A 19633-nucleotide genomic window follows, 5' to 3' on the forward strand; every position below is an offset into this window, starting at 1 on the left:
CGCACTGCGGGCAGGGCGACAGACGCAGGGTCCGCGGGGACGAAGCCCCGCGGACGATGAAACGCGCAGCGCGGACCGTGGCCCGCGGCTGCGCGGCACCCCGGCGTTACAGGTCGAACGAACCGCCCACCGTCACCATGAAGGTGCGGTCCTGCAGCAGCTGGTAGGTATCGGTACCGACCGAGCGATAGGTCGTCACGCTGGAGGCCCAGGTGAAGGCCTTGCGGTTGGCCACGTTCCACAGGTTGACCTTGATGTAGGGCTTCTTCAGCCAGCCCGCATCGGCGAAGTTCCAGCCGCCATTGAGGTTGATCGTGGTGTAGCCGCCGGCATGGGCGCGGTTCTCCCAGTCGGCGTAGATGCCGCCCAGGACATTGGCGTTGGCGCTGGCCCAGAACGGACCCTGGTCGTAGTTCACCGCGACGTAGCCCACGTTCTTGGGCGCGTTGATCATGGTCTTGCCGTCGGTGTCGTAGGTGACGCCGGCCACGGTCAGATCGCTCTTCATCTCCGACTTGTTGTAGGCGTAGGAGGCGTAGGTGGACCAGTTGTCGTTGAACTTGTAGCTGACCTCGCCGTTGATGCCGGTCACATCGACCTTGTCCAGCGTGGTGTAGACCGAGGCCTTGCTGACCGGGTCGGTGCCGCTGACCTGCTTGTCCTTGAACTTGCTGCTGTAGATGTCGACCATCGCGCTGATCTGATCGCCGTAGAAGCGCCAGCCCAGGTCGGCGGTCCAGGAGGACTCGGGCTTGGGCTTGATCGTGCCGCTGGGCTGGGCCAGCGCCGCCGCCGCGGCCTTGCTGTAGAAGTAGTTCAGCGCCGCGGTGTTGATCGGGGCGCGGTAGGCCTGGCCGATGCCGAAGTAGAACTGGTTGCGCTCGTCGAGCTGGAACTTGACGCCGCCGGTCGGGGTGAACTTGTTGTACTTGGCCTCACCCTCGCCGGTCACCTCGCCCAGGCTGGTGCCGCGCGTCGCGATACCCGAATCCGGCAGGTTGGTGTACCAGCCCTTGCGGTTGACCCAGGTGTAGGCGCCGCCCAGCGTCACGGTCCACTGGTCGTTGGGCGTCCAGGTGTTGGTCGCGAACAGACGCTTGGTGTCGGTGATGGAGTAGGAGCGGTAGGCCTGCAGGGCGCTGCCGTTGGGATAGGTCAGCATGTCCTCGTTGTCCTGGCCCCACAGGTTGGACGGATCGCCGTCGATGCTGGTGGGCATCAGGTTGCGGCTCTGCTGGTTGCGGGGACGCTCGTAGAGCGCGCCGAATTCCAGGCTGTCGTTGAGGCCGAAGTCCTTCTTGAACTTGACGTGGATGCCGGGACGGTAGGTATCGGAGGTGTACATCTGATAGATCGGCACGTTCGCATCGCGCGTGTCGCCATCCTTGTTGGCGTCGATGCCGCCATAGGCCGACTCGTTCTGGGTGGTGCCGCTGCCGCCACCGCCGTAGCCGTAGACCATGTACGGCAACACGGACAGGTGCAGCGAGTCGGTCAGGGTGAACTCGCCGTCCAGGCTGGCGATCCAGCTGCGGAACGGGTTGGTCTGCATCCAGGCATAGGCGCTGGGCACGGCCGGGTTGTAGTTGCCGTCGTAGCCGAAGTGGTAGTTCTGGTGGGCCTGGGCCTTGGTGACGTTGCGGTAGTTGTTTTTGAACTCGCGGTTGTACTGCAGCGAGCCGGTGATCGAGTTGTCCTCGTCAATGGTCCACACCGACTTGGCGTCGACCTTGGTCACCAGCGACTTGCCGGTGCCGCGCCACAGGCTGGTCTCATTGTTGGAGTAGGAGATCCACGAACGCAGCGGGCCGGTATCGCCGGTGTTGTAGCGCAGGAAGGTGCGGTGGTAGCCGTTGCTGCCCGCGCTCTGGCTGAAGTCCAGGCCCGCCTCGGCCGTCGGATCGACGGTGACCCAGGCGATGTTGCCGCCGGCCGCGCCGATCACCGGCGAGGTCACGCTGGGATAGCCCTGCTCGACGGTGATGTCGCCCATGTTCTCGGTGTCGCCGTACTCGGTGGCGTACATCTTGTAGTTGCCCGAGTCGTTGATCGGCACGCCGTTGACGGTCACGCCCACCTCATCGGGCGGGTAGCCACGCACGGAGAACTGGCCGTCGTTGAGGCCGGTCACGTCGTTGGTGGCCGAGGTCGCGCCGGGGATGCTGGACAGCATCTGGGTGAAGTTGGCGCCGGGCGCGGCCTTGAGGATGGCTTCGCGGCCGATGGTGGACACGGCCTTGGGCGCGTCCTGGACCTGCATGTTGCCGCCGCCCAGCGACAGCGAGGTGCCGGTGACCTTGACCGCGTCGAGCTGGCGCGCGCGCTGGGTGGCGTTGGAGTTGGTGGTGTTGGAGGTGGTGGTGACGCTGCTGCGCTGCCCGGCGTCGGTGCCGGTGGCGTCCTGGGCGAAGGCGGCGCCGGCGGTCGCGTACAACGCGGCCGTGACGGCAAGGGAAAGGAGCGCTTTGTTCATGTGGGGATTGCCTGTGTGGGTAAGGGTTCTAGCCAAGACACCGCCGCGTCGGCGCGCGCGGGCGCCGATCAGCGTCCGGGCCGCGTCCTTGGCCCTGCCGCTTTCAACTCCGGGATTCAGGGCACCGCCGCGCCGACCGCGCGCGGCTGGGGCCGGGTCAGCAGGCGCGCCATCAGCGCCTCGAAACGCGGCACATCGACGCTGCGCACCACGGTCTGACGCCGCTCGCCCAGGCCCGGCGCGTACGGCGGGCTCCAGGACAGGATGTCGCCGTAGCCGGCGCCGCGGTCGAGGTTGGTATCGACCATCAGCTCGTCGGACTGGGTGATCAGCGAGGGATCCAGCCACACCGCCACGGCCAGCTCGTCCCACAGCGGGAAGCCGGTCTGGCGCGAGGCCAGCGCGCGGGCGATCGGCGTGTCGGCCGCGCGCATGCGCGCCAGCAGCGCCGGGGTGACCTCGGTGGCGGTGGACGGATCGACCGGCACCATCACGATCTTCTTCCACGGCGCGCGCATGACGATGCTGGCGGCCTCGGGGTCGAAACGGATGTTGAACTCGCGCCGCGGCGTGTTGACGAACTCGCGCGCGAACTGCCGCGCCGCCTCGCTGTCGCGCGTCTGCCTGGGCTCCAGGCTGCCGCCCATGTAGACCAGTTCCTTGGCCAGGCTGGCGAACTGCGGATCCAGGCGCTGGGCCAGCGCCAGGTTGGTCAGCGGGCCGGTGGCGATGATGGTCACTTGGCCCGGATACGCGCGGACCATGCGCAGCAGGAACAGCGCCGCCGGCTCGTCGCTGGCCTTGACCACGCTGGGATTGCCCAGCTTCAGATCGCGCACCACCTCCGGGCCGTGGTAATCGGGATCGGCCTGGAAGTTGTCCTCGACCCAGTGCCTCATCCACACGCCCTTCCACACCAGCTTGCCGTACAGCGCTTCCCAGCGCTCGGTCTGCGCTTCGGTGTTGACCAGCGGATCGATCGCGCCCTGCACCACCGGCACCTCGGGATGGCCGGCGATCTCCAGCATGCGCCGCGCATGCGCGGTGGCCTGGGTCGCCCAGGCGTTGCCGCTGACGGTGGTCAGGCCCAGCACGTGCACATCGGGCGCCTGCAGCGCCATCACCTGGGCCGGCGCGAAGCCGTCCAGGTCGTCGTCCAGGATCACCAGCTGCTTCTGCCCCGCCCACGCCGAGGCGCTCGCGGCCAGCGACAGCAGCAGCGCGCCATGCGCCAGGGCCCGTGCGAGGCGGCTCATCGGCGCGCCTCGGCCAGTTGCTGCATTTCGAAGGCGACAAAATCGCGCTCCAGCTGCCACTGCAGGCGCGCCTTCTCGCTGCCTTCGATCAGCGCCTTGCAGCGCGCATCGGCGCTGCCGGAAACCAGCGAGGCGGCGCAGGCGGCCACGGGCGTGCGGCCGTCCGCGTCCCACAGGCTCTGGCCCGGCGCGAAGGAATAGGTCAGCCCGTTGCGCGCGACCTGCTTGAGCGTGGCGTAGTCCAGGCCCTGCTCGGTCACCGCGCGCTGGTACTCGTGGGTCATGTCGCTGCGCGAGACGCCCTCGTCATCGGTGGACAGCACCACCGGCACGCCGGCGGCCAGGTACATCGGCAGCGGATGGTCGCTGCCCTTGACCCCGAGAATCACGTCGTTGCTGGTCAGGTTGATCTCCACCGCCACGTGCTGGGCCTTCATCTGTCGCAGCAGTCCGGCGGCATCGTCCTCGTAGCCGATGTCCACGCCGTGACCGATGCGCCGGGCGCCGATGGCCACCGCATCGCGGATGTGGAAGCGCAGGTCCGCCGGCGGCACCAGGCCCAGGCTGAGTTCGCCCGCGTGCAGGGTCAGCGGCACCTGCGGGTAGCGCGCGGACAGCAGCTTGAACATCGCCATGTGCAGGTGGTAGTCGCGCAGCGCAACCGGGTTGTCCTCCGGCGCGACGATGTTGACCCCGGCGTAGCGCTGCGGATCGGCCTGCACCACCGCATAGCCCATCAGCATCTGCCCGAACACCACCGGCGCCGGCAGCGTGCGCAGTGCGTACGGCACATAGCGATAGCGCACGCCGCAGCCGATGCTGGCATCGGCCTGGCCGCAGCGCAGCAGCTGGGCCACGCGCGCATCGAGCGCGGCGGTATTGGCCTTGGCCGCCTCGACCAAGGCCGGCAGCTGGGCCTGCAGCGGCGCCAGGTTGGCGGCCAGGTCGGTGGCGTTCCAGTCCAGCGCGCCGGCGCGCTTGCCGAGCTCGGCCGACTGGGCGGGGTTGGCGATCAGCTCGACGTAGCTGACGCGGTCGCGCGCGGCCTGCTCCAGCGTCGCGGCGATCGCGTCGGGGCGACGCGCCTGCGAACTGCCGAAACGGGCGAAGGTGCTGAAGAACTGGTCGTGCCCCGAGGCGGCCGCATTGCCCTGCACGAAGTTGCGCATCGACAGCGCGTCGACCGTGGCGGAGAAGAACGCCGAATCGCGCGCGGCCAGGCCGCGCGCAGGCACCGTGCCCTCGCCGCACGGCGGCGGCAGCAACTGGTGAGTGTCGCGGGCGATGCAGCCCTGGTCCTCGTCGGCCCAGCGCAGGAAATCCTCGGCGTAATTGCTGCCACCCACATGGTTGTGCAGGTCCGCGCCCTTGGGCATGGCCTGCAGGAAGGCGCGCAGCTGCGGGCCGTTGCCCGCCACGCGCTGCATCAGCGCGGCCACCTTCGCCTCGCGCGCGCCGGCCGCGCCGCCGCCATCGGCCGCCCAGGCCTGGCCGGCCAGCGCCACACAGGCGATCACGCCCCAGATTGTTCTACTTCCCACCACGTGCACGACTCCCCTTGCCAAAACGTCTTGCGAAACCCTCACCGCCCGCGTCGCGCTACAGCGCGTAACGCAGCACGAACAGCGCCGCCACCACCCAGGTCGCCACGTGCACGCCGCGCCAGCGGCCGGTGCCGAGCTTGAGCAGCGCATAGCTGACGAAGCCCAGCGCCAGGCCGTTGGCGATGGAATAGGTGAACGGCATGCCCAGCGCCGCCAGGCTGGCCGGCATGGCCTCGGTGACATCGCTCCAGTCCAGATGGACCAGCTCGCGCAGCATCAGCCCGGCCACGTAGATCAGCGCCGGCGCGGTCGCATAGGCCGGCACCATCGCGGCCAGCGGCGAGAACAGCAGCGCCAGCAGGAACAGCGCGGCCACCGTCAGCGCGGTCAGGCCGGTGCGGCCGCCGGCCTGCACGCCGGCCGCGCTTTCCACGTAGGCGGTGGTGCTGGAGGTGCCCAGCAGCGAGCCGGCCAGGATCGCGGTGCTGTCGGCCACCAGCGCGCGATCGAAGCGCTGGCGCTGGTCCGGGCGATCCAGCAGCCCGGCGCGCTGGGCCACGCCGGCCAGCGTGCCGGTGGCGTCGAACATCTCCACCAGCAGGAACACCAGCAGCACATGCAGCAGCGCGGCCACGCCGCCGTGCTGGGTCAGCGCGCCGGCGATATCGAGTTTGAGGAAGGTCGGCGCCAGGCTCGGCGGCCAGGCCAGCAGCCCGGCGTAGTGCACCTTGCCCAGCGCCAGGCCGGCGGCGGTCACCGCCAGGATGCCGATCAGGATCGCCCCGCGCACTCGCAGCGCGTCCAGGATGCCGATCAGCACCAGCCCGGCCAGAGCCAGCAGCGGCTCGGCCTTGTGCAGATCGCCCAGGGTCACCAGCGTGGCCGGGCTGTCCACCACCAGGCCCGCGCCCTGCAGGCCGATGAAGGCCAAAAACAGGCCGATGCCCGCGGCGATGCCGCTGCGCAGCGACAGCGGGATGCCGTCGACTAGCCAGCGCCGCGCGCCGGTCAGGGTCAGCAGCACGAACAGGCAGCCGGACAGGAACACCAGCCCCAGCGCCTGTGGCCAGGGATAGCCCATCGTGCCGACCACGGTGAAGGCGAAGAAGGCGTTGAGCCCCATGCCCGGCGCCAGGCCGATTGGCCAGTTGGCCAGCAGCCCCATCAGCGCCGACCCCAGCGCCGCGGCCAGACAGGTGGCGACGAACACCGCGCCCTTGTCCATGCCGGCCGCGCCCAGGATGTCCGGGTTGACGAAGACGATGTAGGCCATCGTCAGGAAGGTCGTCGCCCCTGCCAGCAGCTCGGTGCGCACCGAGCTGCCGTTGCCGGCCAGATCGAAGCCGCGGCCCCTCACCGGCGGGCGCTCCGTGCGGGCGCGGGCGACGAGGCAATGGCGGCGGGCTGCAATCGGGGCATGAGCGGTCCGGTGGCGAAGGGGTGCGGCTTGGGCGGCATCGCGGCGCGGGCGCTGCACGGCGCGGATCACGGCACGGGCGGATTCCCGCGCCGGACCCGGCGCGCGGACGGCCAGGCGATGCTGCAGAGCAACACGATCTTTTCACACGGAACTTACGGATTTGCAAGCCGTCGAAAGTCACGGTGTGTGACCGATAGGCGACATTTCCGCCTTATTTCGAGCGGCGCGCGGGGTCGCCTTGCCGCGAGGGGCGGAGGTCGGCCCTCTCGCCCCTCCAGCGAAAGTCCCTGGATTCCCGCGTTCGCGGGAATGACGGTAGAACGTTTTTTGCGCCTTCCCCTTCTGCTTCCACGCCGCAGGATCGGCCCCCTCCCTTTCGCGCAGCGATGGGGAGGGCTGGGGAGGGGTCGCTTTTGGGGCTCGCCCCCGTATCGCTCGGCGGCCGCTCCCCCTGCCCCCCTCAAGGCAGCCGCAGCACCTGCCCCTGGACCGGCAGCACGAACGCGACCCCCTGGCGGTTGCCCGCCTCCAGCTCGATCTTCACCAGCGCGCGCGGATCGCGCCCCTGCACCAGGCTCGGCTTGATGTGGCCCACCAGCACCGGCAGGCCCTTCAGCGGCGCGGTGCCGCCGGTCGCGGCGGCCAGCGCGTCCAGCTCGCGCAGCAGCCAGGCGGGGGTGAGATGGCCGAACAGCTGCGCATCGGGCACATCGTCCGGGAACGAGGCCTCGATCAGCAGCCCCTTGAGCGCGTGCCGGCGCACCAGCGGCGCCAGCACCTGCCAGATGTCCGCCAGCCGATGCTGGCCGCCGGACAGCGCGTCGGGCCCGGTATCGCCGAAGTAGGCGAAGTACGCATCGCCGCTGCGCACCAGCAGCATCGTCGAGGTCAGCCGGTCGTGCCACAGCGGATAGGCGCAGGCCGACAGCGAGGTCCCGGGCACGTCGAACCACTGCCCCGGCACGACTTCGGTCAGCACATAGCGGCCCAGCGCCGGCGCCGGCCCGCGGTCGGCGAAGTTGGGCCAGGCCTGCCAGTTGAAGTAGTCGGCGCTGAGCGTCTCCAGCGTCGGCGCCAGCCCGTAGATCGGCTTGCGGCCGGCATCGTCGGTGGCCGCGATCAGCAACCCGCCGACATGGTCCAGATGCGCATGGCTGATGAAGGTGCCGGCGATCAGGTTGCGCAGCACCTGCCCCTGCGGGGTGAGCCCGTCGGCCGGCCGCACATCGGCGAACGCGCCCTGCCGCAGCGCCTGCGCGATGCCCGGCAGCACGGTGCCGGCATCCAGCGCCAGATAGCGCGTGTCGGCCTGGGCGCGGATCAGGTAGGACGACAGGTTGCCCTCGTCCAGCCCGCCCTCGACCCCAAGCGCCACCAGCTCGAATCCCGCGTCCTTCGGCGCGGCCAGCGCGAGGCTGGCCGGCAGTACCAGCGCCAGCAGGCCAATGCGGAAGAGCGTACGAAGACGGGCGATGGACATCGGCGAACCCTGGCAGGTGGGGCGGCCAGTCTACGGGCGCTTTCCCGCAGGCCGCGGGCTAAGATGTCGCCCCGGACCCAAGGACGATCACGCGGCGTGCTGGAAGAACACACCCTGGAAGGCGCTGCGCGCCTGTCGAACACCCCGCTGCTGGTCCGCCTGACCGCGCCGGTGCATTTCCTGCTCGCCTTCGGCCTCGCCGCGCTGGCCCAGCGCATGCTGGCCCTGCCGCTGCCGCAGGGCGGCGCGCTGCTGGCGATGCAATGGGCCGGCTCGCTGCTGGCCCTGGCCGCGCTGGGCCTGGCGCTGTGGTGCTTCGCGCTGTTCGCCACGCGCCGCACCACCATCCTGCCCTCCAGCCAGCCCTCGTCCCTGGTGGAGCGCGGCCCGTACCGCCTGACCCGCAACCCGATGTACGTCAGCCTGCTGGCCAGCTACATCGGCCTGGCCGGTTATCTGGTCGTGCCCTGGGCGCTGGTCCTGCTGCCGCTGCCGTGGCTGGCGCTGCGGCAGGTGGTGATCCCGTTCGAGGAAGCCCGCCTGCGCGCCGAGTTCGGCCCCGCCTACGCGCGCTACTGCGCCCGCGTACGCCGCTGGCTGTAGAGCGGAGCTTGCTCCGCTGGGGCCTTGCTCACGAACCGGACGAAGCGCAGCGGAGCAAGCTCGGCTGGAGCCTTTCCCACGAACCGAGCGAAGCGCAGCGGAGCAAGCTCCGCTCTACCGTGGCAGGGACGCGTGGATAATGCGGTCATGAGCCAGACCTGCATCGGCCTCACCGGCGGCATTGCCTCGGGCAAGAGCGCGCTGGAGCGCGCCTTCCTGGCGCGCGGCATCGTCGTGGCCGACGCCGACCGCATCGCGCGCGAGGTGGTCGAGCCCGGCACACCGGCGCTGGCCGCCATCGTGGCGCACTTCGGCGCGGACGTGCTCGATGCGCAGGCCGGGCTGGACCGCGCGGCGATGCGCCGGCGCGTGTTCGAGGACGAAAACGCGCGCCAGGCGCTGGAGGCCATCGTCCATCCGGCCGTGCGCGCGGCGCTGGAGGCGCAGTGCCGCGCCGCCGCCAGCCCGTATGCGGTGGCGATGATCCCGCTGCTGGCCGAAGGCGGCGGGCGCGAGCGCTATCCGTGGCTGCAGCGCATCTGCGTGGTCACCGCGCCGCTGGAAGTGCGCATGGCGCGGCTGCTGGCGCGCGATGGCATCGACCAGGCGCTGGCCCAGCGCATGATCCAGGCGCAGGCCAGCGACGCCCAGCGCCTGGCCATCGCCGACGACATCGTGCGCAACGACGGCAGCCTGGAAGAGATCGACCAGGCCGTGGCCGAGCTGGACGCGCGTTACCGCCTGCTCGCCGGCGCCTGAGCGCCGCACAAGGACCTCAGCCCGAAGGCCACAGCCCGCGGAGCGCGGCGATACCCTGCGCGCCATGCTGGCGCGCCTGGGCCATGTCATCCACCCCCAGCCCACCGGTGGCGTAGATCGGCAGCGACACGATCTCGCGCAGGGCGGCGAAGGCGTCCCAGCCCAGCGCGGGCTGGGTGTCGGTGCCGCGCACCGGGCCCAGGGTGACGAAGTCGCAGCCCAGCGCCTCGGCGCGGCGCAGGTGCTCGGCCGACCGGCACGAGGCGGCCAGGCCCACGCCGGCCGCGACCGGGCGCGCCTCGATGCGCATCAGCTGCTCGGTGCGCAGGTGCAGGCCTACGCCCAGATCGCGCGCCAGCTTGGCCGCGCCCTCCAGCAGCACCTCGGCGCCGGCATCGCGGCACAGCGCCACCGCGGTGGCGGCCAGCGGCGGCCAGCCCGCGTCGCCCTCCAGGCTGCGCGCGCGCAGCCGCACGCGGCGCACGCCGCCGGCCAGCGCGGCCTCCAGGCCCGCCAGCCAGGCCGCGGAGTCCGCGCCCGGTTCGGGCGTGATCAGGTACCGGTCGGGCTGCTGCAGCACCGCCACCACGGGCTTGTCGGCCGCCGGCATCGGATAGCGCTGCAGCTTGTCCTGCGCCACCCAGGCCAGCGCCTGGCCCTCCATGCCGCGCGGCACGCCCTTCCAGGTGGTCACCCGGCGCACGTCCAGCAGCAGGCGCTTGTCCGGATACAGGTGCGGCACCCGCATGATCGGCGCGCCGACCTGCACGGTGATGCCCAGCTCCTCCTGCAGCTCGCGCACCAGCGTCTCCTCGGTGGATTCGCCCGGCTCGCGCTTGCCGCCGGGGAACTCCCACAGCCCGGCCAGATCGCGGCCGTCGCCGCGCCGGGCCAGCAGCAGGCGGCCGCGCGCATCGGTGATGGCGGCGGCCACGACATGGATGAAGCGCAGCGGTGCGGGCTCGGTGGTGGACACGGGCAGTGCGGGATCGTCAGAGGGGAAGGTGCGCACTCGGACCCGGCAGCCGCCAACCGCGCGGCCACCGCACCGATCATGCGGGAACGCCACCATGGTACCGGACGAGCGCCCGTGGGAGCCGCCATGGAGGCGATGGGGTTCTCCCGGTAAAGCCCTCGCCGCCGTTGCCCAAGGGCCACAAAGGCGGCCCCACCTGTAGAGCGGAGCTTGCTCCGCTCTACAGGGAGTCCGCGACTGGATTGGAGGAGACAGCTGTTCCCACAACCGCTCAGTGCTTGTCAGGCACGCGCTCGTAGTTGGACAGGGCCAGTTCGAGCAGGGCCTTGGCCTGCTCGCGCAGCACCGGCGGGGCGACGATCTCCGCGTCCGAGCCGTAGTGCAGCACGTCCATCAGCAGCTCGCGCGAGGCGCTGTAGGGCACCTTCAACTCGTAGCGGCCATCGGGCAGGAAGCGCCCCTCCTGGCGCGCATGCCACTGCTCGTCCGCGACCCAGCGCGCCGCCTTGGGGCTGAACACGATCGTCGCCCAGCCCTTGGGCTCGCCGGAGAAGATGCCGTAGCTGGAGGCCAGGTGCTGGCTAAGTTCGTCCTTGCCCATCTCCATCGCGGCCTCGTCCAGCGCGCGGGCGTTGCTGATACGGTCCACCGCGAAACTGCGCAGCGCCTCGCGGCCGTGGTCCCAGGCGTCCAGGTACCAGTTGTCGCGGTAGTGGGTGATGCGCTGGGGCGAGACCACGCGGCGGGTGCGCTCGTCGGTGGAGCGGGCGCGGTATTCGAAGCTCAGCTGGCGCCGCTCCAGCACGGTGCTGGCCACGCAGCGGAACGCGGCCTCGTCCAGGCGCCGGCCGCGATGCGGGATCACCCGCACGCGTTCGACCGGCCAGCGCTGGGCGCCGGCGTGGTCGGCCAGCAGGCCCTCCAGGCGCTTCTGCAGCGGCGCCAGCGCGCCGGCCAGCACGCCGCCGCCGGTGCGCAGCAGCAGCTGCTGCGAGGCGACCAGCGCGTAGAGCTCGTCCGAGCTGAGCCACAGGCCCGGCAGCTCGAAGCGGTCGCTCTGCCCGGCCGCATAGCGGAAGCCGGCCTCGCCGTCGCCCTCCACCGGCGCCATCAGCGCATCGCGCAGATAGGCCAGGTCGCGGTAGACGGTGGCGCGCGAGCACCCCAGCTCGTCCTGCAGGCGCTTGACGGTGACCGGGTAGCGCGCGCCCTTGAGGATGCGATGCAGCGCGGTGATGCGTTCGATCTTGTCCATGCGCCCGATTATGGCCGAGCATGGCATCAAGAAGACGCAGGTGCGCTTCAGCCGCCCGCGCGCAGTCTTGCGCCCGCGGGACGGGTTCCCGCCCTGCCCGCCGCCGGAGTCCGTTCGCCCCATGCACCGCCCCGCCGTCCCCGCCCTGGCCTGCCTGCTGCTGGCCGCCTGCAGCCCCTCCTCGCCACCGGCCAGCCCCCCGCCCGCCACGGCGGCCGGCACGCCGCTCGAACGGGTCACCGCGTCGATGCAGGCCTTCCAGGACGCGCGCAGCTTCCATGCCGAGATGCACCTGCAGGGCGCGCGCGAGACCCGCGACACGCTGGACTTCGTCGCCCCCGACCGCTACCGCCTGCAGATGCCCATCGGCACCCAGGTGATCGTCGGCAACGTGCTCTATCTGCAGTCGCAGGGCCGCACCGAGAAGCTGCAGCTGCCGGAAGGCATGGTGGCGCAGTGGCGCGATCCGATGCGCGTGCACGAGAGCCGCGGCCAGCTGCGCGTGCGCGAGGCCGGCATCAGCCAGATCGACGGCGTGCAGGCGCGGCAGTACGAGGTGACCAATGGCCCGGCGCAGGCGCCGGTGCAGTTCACCTACTGGATCGGACCGGAGGGCCTGCCGCTGCAGCTGCGCCACAGCGGCCTGTCCCAGCAGCAGCCCTATACCATGACCGTGCGCTACAGCCGCTTCAACGACCCGACCATCGTCATCGACACGCCCGTCTCCACGCCCTGAGGGCGTCGCCATATCGAACTCGCCTAGCGTCTGGAGACGACGACGGCAAGCGGGCGCATTACGTTGACATTCAACGTTGCGAAAAGACACTTTCGCGCCGAAGGCCGGGGATCACCGGCCTTTTTGCTATCCCCGCGTCCCCCACCCCACGGAGATTCCTCATGTTCCGACGCCTTCCCTGCGCCCTGTTGCTCGCCGTGGCAGCGCCGCTGCCCGCCCTGGCCGGTAATCTGGTCGACACGCCCAGCCTGGCCAAGATCGACAACAACACCGGCTGGACCGGCAACGGCGAACTGGGCCTGGCCATCTCGAAGGGCAACACCGACAACGAGACCTTCGTCGGCAAGGCCAACCTCGCCTACAGCGACGACACCTGGAAGCACGCCTTCGGCGTGGCCGGCCAGTACGCCAAGGACGAAGGCGAGGAGACCGCGCGCCGCTACGAACTGTTCGGCACCAGCGGCCGCCGCCTGAGCGAGCGCAGCTATATCTGGGGCTCGGTGCGCAACGAGCGCGACCACTACACCAGCTACGAGTACCAGTGGACCACCGCCGTCGGTTACGGCTACGAGGCGATCAAGAACGACACCCAGCACCTGACCTTCGAGATCGGTCCGGGTTACCGCTGGTCCAAGGACCAGGGCGTGCAGGTGCACCACAACGAGACCATCGGCCGCGGCATGATCGACTACGGCTACAAGCTGACCTCGACCACCTCGCTGGTGGACACCCTGCTGGTCGAGTCGGGCAGCGACAACACCTTCATCAAGAACCTGTTCGGCCTGCAGGTGGCCATGTCCGAACGCCTGGCGCTCAAGGCCGGGCTGGAGACGCGCCACAACACCGAGGTCGATCCGGACACCAAGAAGACCGACAACCTGACCACGGTCAACATCGTCTACAACTTCAAGTAAGCCGCGCGCCTGCGCGATCAAAGCCCTCGCCGTGGCGACACGGCGGGGGCTTTTTGCGTTGAAGCCCGAGTGCATCGAAGACGCGGGACACCCCTCCCGTCATTCCCGCGAACGCGGGACCGACACTTAGACGTTTGCTCGCGGACTAGCACTGCCAACTCAAAGCCCGCCATCCCGGCGAACGCGGGGATCGATGGACTCCCATGCAGGTCCCGCAACGTCCTTGGGTTCCCGCTTTCGCGGGAACGACGATGTCTGCTGGGCGTGCTGAAGGGACGACGCAGTCCGTCGTTCTCGAACAATGATGCTGCCGGTCGTCGACGCCGCGCAGGGTTCGACCTGCCACCGGCAAGCGATCTGGTGCCTCAGACTTCCAGCTCGGCCAGCAGCGCATCGGCGCCGTTGGCCAGCAGCGCCTGGGCGACCTGATGGCCCAGGTTCTCGGGCGTCAGATCGGGCGAGGAAGCCTCCGCGTGCACCAGCGTGCCGGCCTGCGCCGAGCCCACCAGGCCACGCAGGCGCATGCCGCTGGCGGTTTCCTCGGCGAACGCGCCGACCGGCACGTGGCAGCTGCCGTGCAGGGCGCGGTTCATGGCGCGCTCGGCTTCCACGCAGCGGCGCGTGGGCAGGTGGTCCAGGGCGGCGAACAGCGCCAGCACCTGCGGCGCATCGCTGCGGCATTCCACCGCGATGGCGCCCTGCGCCGGTGCCGGCAGCCACTGCGGTGCGGCCAGGCGCGTGGCGATGCGCGCATCGAAACCCAACCGCTGCAGGCCGGCGCAGGCCAGGATGATGGCGTCGTAGCTGCCGGCGTCCAGCCGGGCCAGGCGGGTGTTGACGTTGCCGCGCAGGTCGACCAGCTCCAGATCCGGCCGCAGCGCGCGCAGCTGCGCCTGACGCCGCAGCGAGGAGGTGCCCACACGCGCGCCATGCGGCAGCGCATCCAGCCGCCGATAGGCATTGGAGACGAAGGCATCGGCCGGATCGGCGCGCTCCAGGATGGCCGGCAGCACGAACGGTCCCTCCAGCTCCATCGGCACGTCCTTGAGCGAATGCACCGCGCAGTCGGCGCGGCCATCGAGCATGGCCAGCTCCAGTTCCTTGAGGAATAGGCCCTTGCCGCCGATCGCCGCCAGCGAGCGGTCCAGCACCTCGTCGCCGCGCGTGCTCATCGGCACCAGCTCGACCTCCAGGCCCGGATGGGCCAGGCGCAGCTGGTGGGCGACATACTCGCTCTGCCATAGGGCGAGCGCGCTCTTGCGGGTGGCGATGCGCAGCGATCTCATGCGGGCATTATCGCCGCAAGTGGGGATTGGGGATTGGGGATTGGGGATTGGGGATTGGGGATTGGGGATTGGGGATTGGGGATTGGGGATTGGGGAGCTTAGGGTGACTTTCGTACCGTCATTTCCGCGACCCTTGGAATGACGAGCACAAGCGGATTACTTTTCCCTGCCCCGCCGATCCCAGCCCCTAGAGTGTCTTGACCGTCTCGCGCAGGGCGGGCACGCAGCGGCGGCTGACTTCCAGCGGCGCGGGCGCATGGCGCAGCACGGCCTGCACCTTGCCGTCGTCGACCCGGCGCAGTTCCATCAGCTCGTGGCGGGCGACCAGGCAGTTGCGGTGGATGCGCACGAAACGGCTGGCGAACTCCTCCTCCAGCGACTTGAGCGACTCCTCGATCAGGTCCTCGCCGCGCGCGTGGTGCACCACCACGTACTTCTCCTCGGCCTGCAGGTAGTGGATGTCGTCCAGCGGGATCAGCCGCAGGCTGCCGCGCAGGCGCGCGCACAGGTGCGTGCGCGCCTGGCGCTGGGCCGCGCTGGGCGCCGGCGCGGTGCTGCGGCCGGCGGCGAAGGTTCGCGCGCGTTCCAGCGCCGAGGCCAGGCGTTCGGCGCGCACCGGCTTCATCAGATAATCGATCGCCGCGGCCTCGAACGCCGACAGCGCATGCGCGTCGTAGGCGGTGCAGAACACCACGGCCGGCCGCGGATCGAACGCTGCCAGATGACGCGCCGCTTCCAGCCCATCGACCCCGGGCATGGAGATGTCCAGCAGCACCAGATCGGGGCGCAGTTCGGCCACCGCCTGCAGCGCGGCCAGCCCATCGCCGACCTCGGCCACCACTTCGGTGCCGGGCTGCTCGGCCAACAGCGTGCGCAGGCGCTCGCGGGCCAGCGGTTCGTCGTCTGCGATCACCACCGTCAGGGGCATGCGCACCTCAGGCCAGGGGAAGGGCGAGTTCGCAGGCATAGTAGCCTTGCGCCCAGAAGCCCGTCACCCGCGCCCCGGCGCCGAAGCGATACGCCAGCCGGTGGGCGATATTCCACTGGGCGTGGCCGGCGCCGCGCCCCACCGCCGGTACCGGCACGCTGCCCGGCTCGGGCGCCGGGTTGCGCACGACGATGCGCAGCGTCTTGTGCTCCACCGCCAGGGCGATGTCGATGGTGCCGCCCTGCGGCAGGCGCGAGATGCCGTGCAGCACCGCGTTCTCCACCATCGGCTGCAGCACCAGGCGAGGCAGCACCAGGTCCCAGGGCAGCGGCTCGGCACGCTCCCAGCGCACCGTCAGGCGCTCGCCGAGGCGCAGCGATTCGATCGACAGATACTGCTCGGCCAGCTCCACTTCCTGGGCCAGGGTGGAGTTGTCCTCGCCCGCGCCCAAGGCCGCGCGGAACAGGTCGGACAGATCCAGCACCGCGCGCTCGGCCACCTGCGGCGCGCTGTGCAGCAGGCCGGCGATGAGATTCATGCTGTTGAAGAGGAAGTGCGGGCGGATCCGCGCCTGCAGCGCGTCGGCCTCGGCACGCGCGCTGGCCTGCACCTGCGCCGCCCAGCGATCGCTGACATAGAAGTAGCGCAGCGCCAGCGCGCCGATCAGCATCACCATCGCCGCGCTGCTCAGGCTGAAGCGCCAGAAGCCCACCGCCGGCGCGCCCTCGGGCAGGCCGATGGTGGAATACAGCACGAACAACGCGCTGGCCGACAGCAGTCCCACCGCGCCGGCCAGCGCCAGCGCCGCCACGGCGCCCAGGCGCGGCGGCAGGCGGCTCAGCTGCGGGCGCAGCAGGCACAGCAGGGCGGTCGCCGCGATCGCCTGCCACAGCGCGAAGGCGCTGATCGAGGCGAAGTGCTCCACGCTCCACTTGCCCGTGCGATCCGGCGCCAGCGCCAGCACCACGACCACCAGCTCGGCCAAGCCCAGGATGATCGTCAGCCGCGGCAGCGTGCACAGTTCGGGCAACCAGCCCTGCGCGGCGGGCGTGGTGGTCATGTGTCAGGCGAAGCGCCGCGACATCCAGTCGCCGAGGTCGCGCACTTCCTCGGCACTGACCGAATGCGCCATCGGATAGTCGTGCCAGTCCACCTGGAAGCCGGCGGCCTTCAGCGCCTGCGCGCTGCGCTGGCCGAAGGCCGGCAGCACCACCGGGTCGGAGGTGCCATGGCCCATGAAGATCGGCTGGGCCTTGGCGGCCTCGCTGGCGAAGTCGGCCAGCTGGTCCGCGCCGGGCAGATAGGTGGACAGCGCGATCAGGCCCGCCAGCGGCACGCGGCGGCGCACGCCGGCGGCCAGGGTGATCGCCCCGCCCTGCGAGAACCCGGCCAGCAGCACGTTGGACGGCGCGATGCCACGTTCGCCCTCGCGCGCCAGCAGCGCCTCGACCTGGCCGATGGACTGTTCCACGCCGGCGGCATCGGCCCGCGTGGCGAAATCCACGCCGGCGATGTCGTACCAGGCGCGCATGCGGAGGCCGTTGTTGATCGTGACCGGCCGCACCGGCGCATGCGGGAACACGAAGCGCAGCGCCGGCCAGCCCGGACGCACCAGCTCGGGCACGATCGGCGCGAAATCGTTGCCGTCGGCGCCCAGGCCATGCAGCCACAGCACGCTCCAGGTCGGCTGGGGGCCGGTCTGCAGTTCGACGGCGTCGAGGAGTTCGGTCATGGGGATTCTCGTGTCAGGGGCGACGACGCGGGCGCCGGAGGCTCAGTCCAGCTCGACCATTTCGAAGTCGTCCTTGGTCACCCCGCAGTCGGGGCAGGTCCAGGTGTCCGGCACGTCCTCCCAGCGCGTGCCCGGCGCGATGCCTTCCTCGGGCAGGCCGTCGGCTTCGCGGTAGATGAATCCACAGACCACGCACATCCAGTTGCGGTAGGTGGTGGCATCGGGCTCGGGCATCGGATAATCGCAGGTCCTAGGGGTGCCCCATTGTCACACAGGCCCCCTGCACACCGGAGTCGCCATGCCTGCTTCCCTGCCCCGTGGCCTGTACCTGCTCACGCCCGATCTCAACGATGACGCGCAGCTGCTGGCGCGCGTGCGACCGCTGCTGGACAGCGGCGCGGTCACCTGGCTGCAGTACCGCAACAAGTCGGTGGGCGATGCCCAGCGCGCGCGCCAGGCCGCCGCCCTGCTGCCGCTGTGTCAGGCCGCAGGCGTGCCGCTGATCATCAACGACGATGCCGCGCTGGCGCTCGAGCTCGGCGCGGCCGGCCTGCATCGCGAGGACGCCACCACGCCGCTGGCCGAGCTGCGCGCCACCCTCGGCCCCGACGCGCTGCTTGGCGCCTCGTGCTACGACCAACCGGCGCTGGCCTACGAGGCCGTGGAAGAAGGCGCCAGCTACGTCAGCTTCGGCGCCTTCTTCGCCAGCCGCAGCAAGCCCGGCCCGCACCGGGCGACCACCGCGGTGTTCGACGCCACCGCCGGCCTGGGCGTGCCGCGCGTGGCGATCGGCGGGCTGACGCCCGCCAACGCCGGGCCGATCATCGCCGCCGGCGCCGACCTGGTGGCGGCGATCGGCGGCGTGTTCGATGCGCCCGATCCGGTGGCCACCGCCCGCGCGCTGCGGGCCTTGTTCGACTAGGGGCCGGCTCGCTTAATCCAGCGCGGCCTTGACCGCGGCCGGGTCGGCCAGCGACTGCACCGTCTCGATCAGGCGCACGGTATTGCCGCCGAGGATGGCGCGGACCTGGTCGTCCTTGTAGCCGGCGTCCAGCAGCGCCTGCACCACCTTGGGCAGGGCGGTGATGTCCTCGTAGCCGGCCACGCCACCGCCGCCATCCCAGTCCGCGCCCAGGCCGACGTGCTGCCAGCCGGCCACCTCGATGATGTGCAGCAGGTGGCGCGTGTAATCGTCGAAGTTGGCCTTCTTGATGTTGTACTTGGCGTCCAGCGCGGCGATCTGCGCCATCGCCTGCTTGCGCGCGTCCGCATCGAGCCCGCGCCGACCGCCGAAGGACTGGTAGATCTTGCCGAGCTCGGCGCGATATTCCGGCGTGGCGCCGGTGTCGATGAGGTAGCCGCCCAGCGAATTCACCTGGATCACGCCGCCATGCGCGGCCAGCACCTTCAGGCGCTTGTCGTCCAGGTTGCGCGGATGCGGGTAGACGTCCCACGCGCCGCTGTGGGACAGGATGATCGGCGCCTTGGACAGGGCGATCATCTGGTCGAACACCTCCGGCGAGGCGTGCGAGTGGTCCAGGATGATGCCGAGCTTGTTGGCCTCGACGATCATCTGCCGGCCCTTGTCGGTCAGGCCCTCGCGCGCGGTCACCGCGCCCGGCGCGGTGCCGGCCGAGTCGGCGAAGTCGTTGTGGCTGCCGTGCACCAGCGAGAGCATGCGCAGGCCGGCCTTGTAGTAGTAGCTCAGCAGCGTGGGATCGTGCGAGAGCGGATAGGCGTTCTCCATGCTGATGTAGACCGACTTCTTGCCCTCGGCCTTGATCCGCGCCGCGTCGCCGGCCACGGTGGCCAGCGCGAACTTGTCGGGGTTGGCCGCGACCATCTCGCGGATCTCGCCCAGCCGCTTGAGGCCGAAATCGCGCGCCTTGAGCTTGCTCATCTCATCCAGCGGACCCTGGCCGGTGTAGACCACCCAGAAGCCGCCGTCCAGCCCGCCTTCGACCATGCGCGGATAGTCGATCTGGCTGCCGTCGCCCTGGAAGGAATGCCGGTCGGTGATCTTCCAGCCCGGCTGGCCGAACAGCGCCGGCGTGTCCAGATGCGTATCCAGATTGATCGCGCTGGCCTGCAGCGCGCGCGCCTTCTCCGACACCACCACATCCTTGGCCAGCGCCTGGCCGGACAGACCCGTGCACGCCAGCAGCGCGGCGACCAGCAACTTCTTCTTCATGACACCCATGACCCACTCCTCATTGTGCTTTCGAACAAGACGACGCCGCGGACGTGCCGCGGCGCCGTGATCCACTCGAT

Annotated in this window: 18 protein-coding genes; 5 read left to right on the forward strand and 13 right to left on the reverse strand. The window is 70.4% G+C overall.

The window, feature by feature from the left end:
• Window positions 1–106: 106 nt before the first annotated feature.
• The 5 genes from EAT51_RS01560 to EAT51_RS01580 all read right to left on the reverse strand — a co-directional run bounded on the left by EAT51_RS01560 (window position 107) and on the right by EAT51_RS01580 (window position 8173).
• Window positions 107–2473: a TonB-dependent receptor gene (locus tag EAT51_RS01560; RefSeq protein WP_130515687.1), complete on the reverse strand. Its 2367-nt coding sequence runs from the start codon at window positions 2471–2473 to the stop codon at window positions 107–109.
• A gap of 116 nt (window positions 2474–2589) precedes the next feature.
• Window positions 2590–3729: a nucleoside hydrolase gene (locus tag EAT51_RS01565; protein ID WP_130515685.1), complete on the reverse strand. Its 1140-nt coding sequence runs from the start codon at window positions 3727–3729 to the stop codon at window positions 2590–2592.
• Complete coding sequence (locus tag EAT51_RS01570) at window positions 3726–5246, reverse strand: adenosine deaminase family protein (protein ID WP_425478160.1); 1521 nt, start codon at window positions 5244–5246, stop codon at window positions 3726–3728. The genes EAT51_RS01565 and EAT51_RS01570 overlap by 4 nt, the downstream gene beginning before the upstream one ends.
• Before the next feature lie 82 nt (window positions 5247–5328).
• A complete protein-coding gene (locus tag EAT51_RS01575) occupies window positions 5329–6630 on the reverse strand; it encodes an NCS2 family permease (protein ID WP_130515683.1) in 1302 nt (433 codons plus the stop codon).
• Between the two features lie 523 nt (window positions 6631–7153).
• Window positions 7154–8173, reverse strand: coding sequence for an MBL fold metallo-hydrolase (locus EAT51_RS01580; protein ID WP_130515681.1), 1020 nt, complete (start codon window positions 8171–8173; stop codon window positions 7154–7156).
• Window positions 8174–8332: 159 nt separating this feature from the next.
• Here EAT51_RS01580 and EAT51_RS01585 point away from each other — a divergent pair, with 159 nt between their 5' ends.
• Together EAT51_RS01585 and coaE are read left to right on the forward strand one after the other, a co-directional pair.
• The gene (locus tag EAT51_RS01585) at window positions 8333–8776 is read left to right on the forward strand and encodes a methyltransferase family protein (RefSeq protein WP_228257798.1); all 444 of its coding nucleotides are present in this window, start codon (window positions 8333–8335) and stop codon (window positions 8774–8776) included.
• A 147-nt stretch (window positions 8777–8923) separates the two neighbouring features.
• Window positions 8924–9535: a dephospho-CoA kinase gene (gene coaE, locus EAT51_RS01590; protein ID WP_130515677.1), complete on the forward strand. Its 612-nt coding sequence runs from the start codon at window positions 8924–8926 to the stop codon at window positions 9533–9535.
• A gap of 16 nt (window positions 9536–9551) precedes the next feature.
• Here coaE and EAT51_RS01595 read toward each other — a convergent pair whose 3' ends face one another.
• Together EAT51_RS01595 and EAT51_RS01600 are read right to left on the reverse strand one after the other, a co-directional pair.
• Window positions 9552–10511: a Nudix family hydrolase gene (locus tag EAT51_RS01595; protein WP_228257781.1), complete on the reverse strand. Its 960-nt coding sequence runs from the start codon at window positions 10509–10511 to the stop codon at window positions 9552–9554.
• Window positions 10512–10782: 271 nt separating this feature from the next.
• Window positions 10783–11766, reverse strand: coding sequence for a helix-turn-helix transcriptional regulator (locus EAT51_RS01600; protein WP_130515673.1), 984 nt, complete (start codon window positions 11764–11766; stop codon window positions 10783–10785).
• Between the two features lie 121 nt (window positions 11767–11887).
• Here EAT51_RS01600 and EAT51_RS01605 point away from each other — a divergent pair, with 121 nt between their 5' ends.
• Entirely contained in the window at window positions 11888–12502 is a 615-nt protein-coding gene (locus tag EAT51_RS01605; RefSeq protein ID WP_130515671.1) for a hypothetical protein, read from the forward strand.
• A 161-nt stretch (window positions 12503–12663) separates the two neighbouring features.
• Window positions 12664–13416, forward strand: coding sequence for a DUF481 domain-containing protein (locus tag EAT51_RS01610; RefSeq protein WP_130561187.1), 753 nt, complete (start codon window positions 12664–12666; stop codon window positions 13414–13416).
• A gap of 365 nt (window positions 13417–13781) precedes the next feature.
• On the opposite strand, the gene hemC is transcribed toward EAT51_RS01610, so the two are convergent.
• From hemC to EAT51_RS01635, 5 genes are all read right to left on the reverse strand, one after another.
• Entirely contained in the window at window positions 13782–14702 is a 921-nt protein-coding gene (hemC, locus tag EAT51_RS01615) for a hydroxymethylbilane synthase (RefSeq protein WP_130515667.1), read from the reverse strand.
• 187 nt (window positions 14703–14889) lie between these two features.
• Complete coding sequence (locus EAT51_RS01620) at window positions 14890–15630, reverse strand: LytR/AlgR family response regulator transcription factor (protein ID WP_205953480.1); 741 nt, start codon at window positions 15628–15630, stop codon at window positions 14890–14892.
• A 7-nt stretch (window positions 15631–15637) separates the two neighbouring features.
• Window positions 15638–16690 (reverse strand): sensor histidine kinase, encoded by a 1053-nt coding sequence (locus EAT51_RS01625; protein WP_205953479.1) that lies wholly within the window; start codon window positions 16688–16690, stop codon window positions 15638–15640.
• Between the two features lie 3 nt (window positions 16691–16693).
• Entirely contained in the window at window positions 16694–17362 is a 669-nt protein-coding gene (locus EAT51_RS01630) for an alpha/beta hydrolase (RefSeq protein ID WP_130515665.1), read from the reverse strand.
• A gap of 42 nt (window positions 17363–17404) precedes the next feature.
• A complete protein-coding gene (locus EAT51_RS01635) occupies window positions 17405–17596 on the reverse strand; it encodes a rubredoxin (RefSeq protein WP_130515663.1) in 192 nt (63 codons plus the stop codon).
• 64 nt (window positions 17597–17660) lie between these two features.
• Here EAT51_RS01635 and thiE point away from each other — a divergent pair, with 64 nt between their 5' ends.
• Window positions 17661–18284: a thiamine phosphate synthase gene (thiE, locus tag EAT51_RS01640; RefSeq protein WP_130515661.1), complete on the forward strand. Its 624-nt coding sequence runs from the start codon at window positions 17661–17663 to the stop codon at window positions 18282–18284.
• Window positions 18285–18296: 12 nt separating this feature from the next.
• On the opposite strand, the gene EAT51_RS01645 is transcribed toward thiE, so the two are convergent.
• A complete protein-coding gene (locus tag EAT51_RS01645; RefSeq protein ID WP_130561303.1) occupies window positions 18297–19553 on the reverse strand; it encodes a dipeptidase in 1257 nt (418 codons plus the stop codon).
• Window positions 19554–19633: the final 80 nt, after the last annotated feature.

Source organism: Pseudoxanthomonas winnipegensis (genome assembly GCF_004283755.1).
GTDB lineage: Bacteria > Pseudomonadota > Gammaproteobacteria > Xanthomonadales > Xanthomonadaceae > Pseudoxanthomonas_A > Pseudoxanthomonas_A winnipegensis.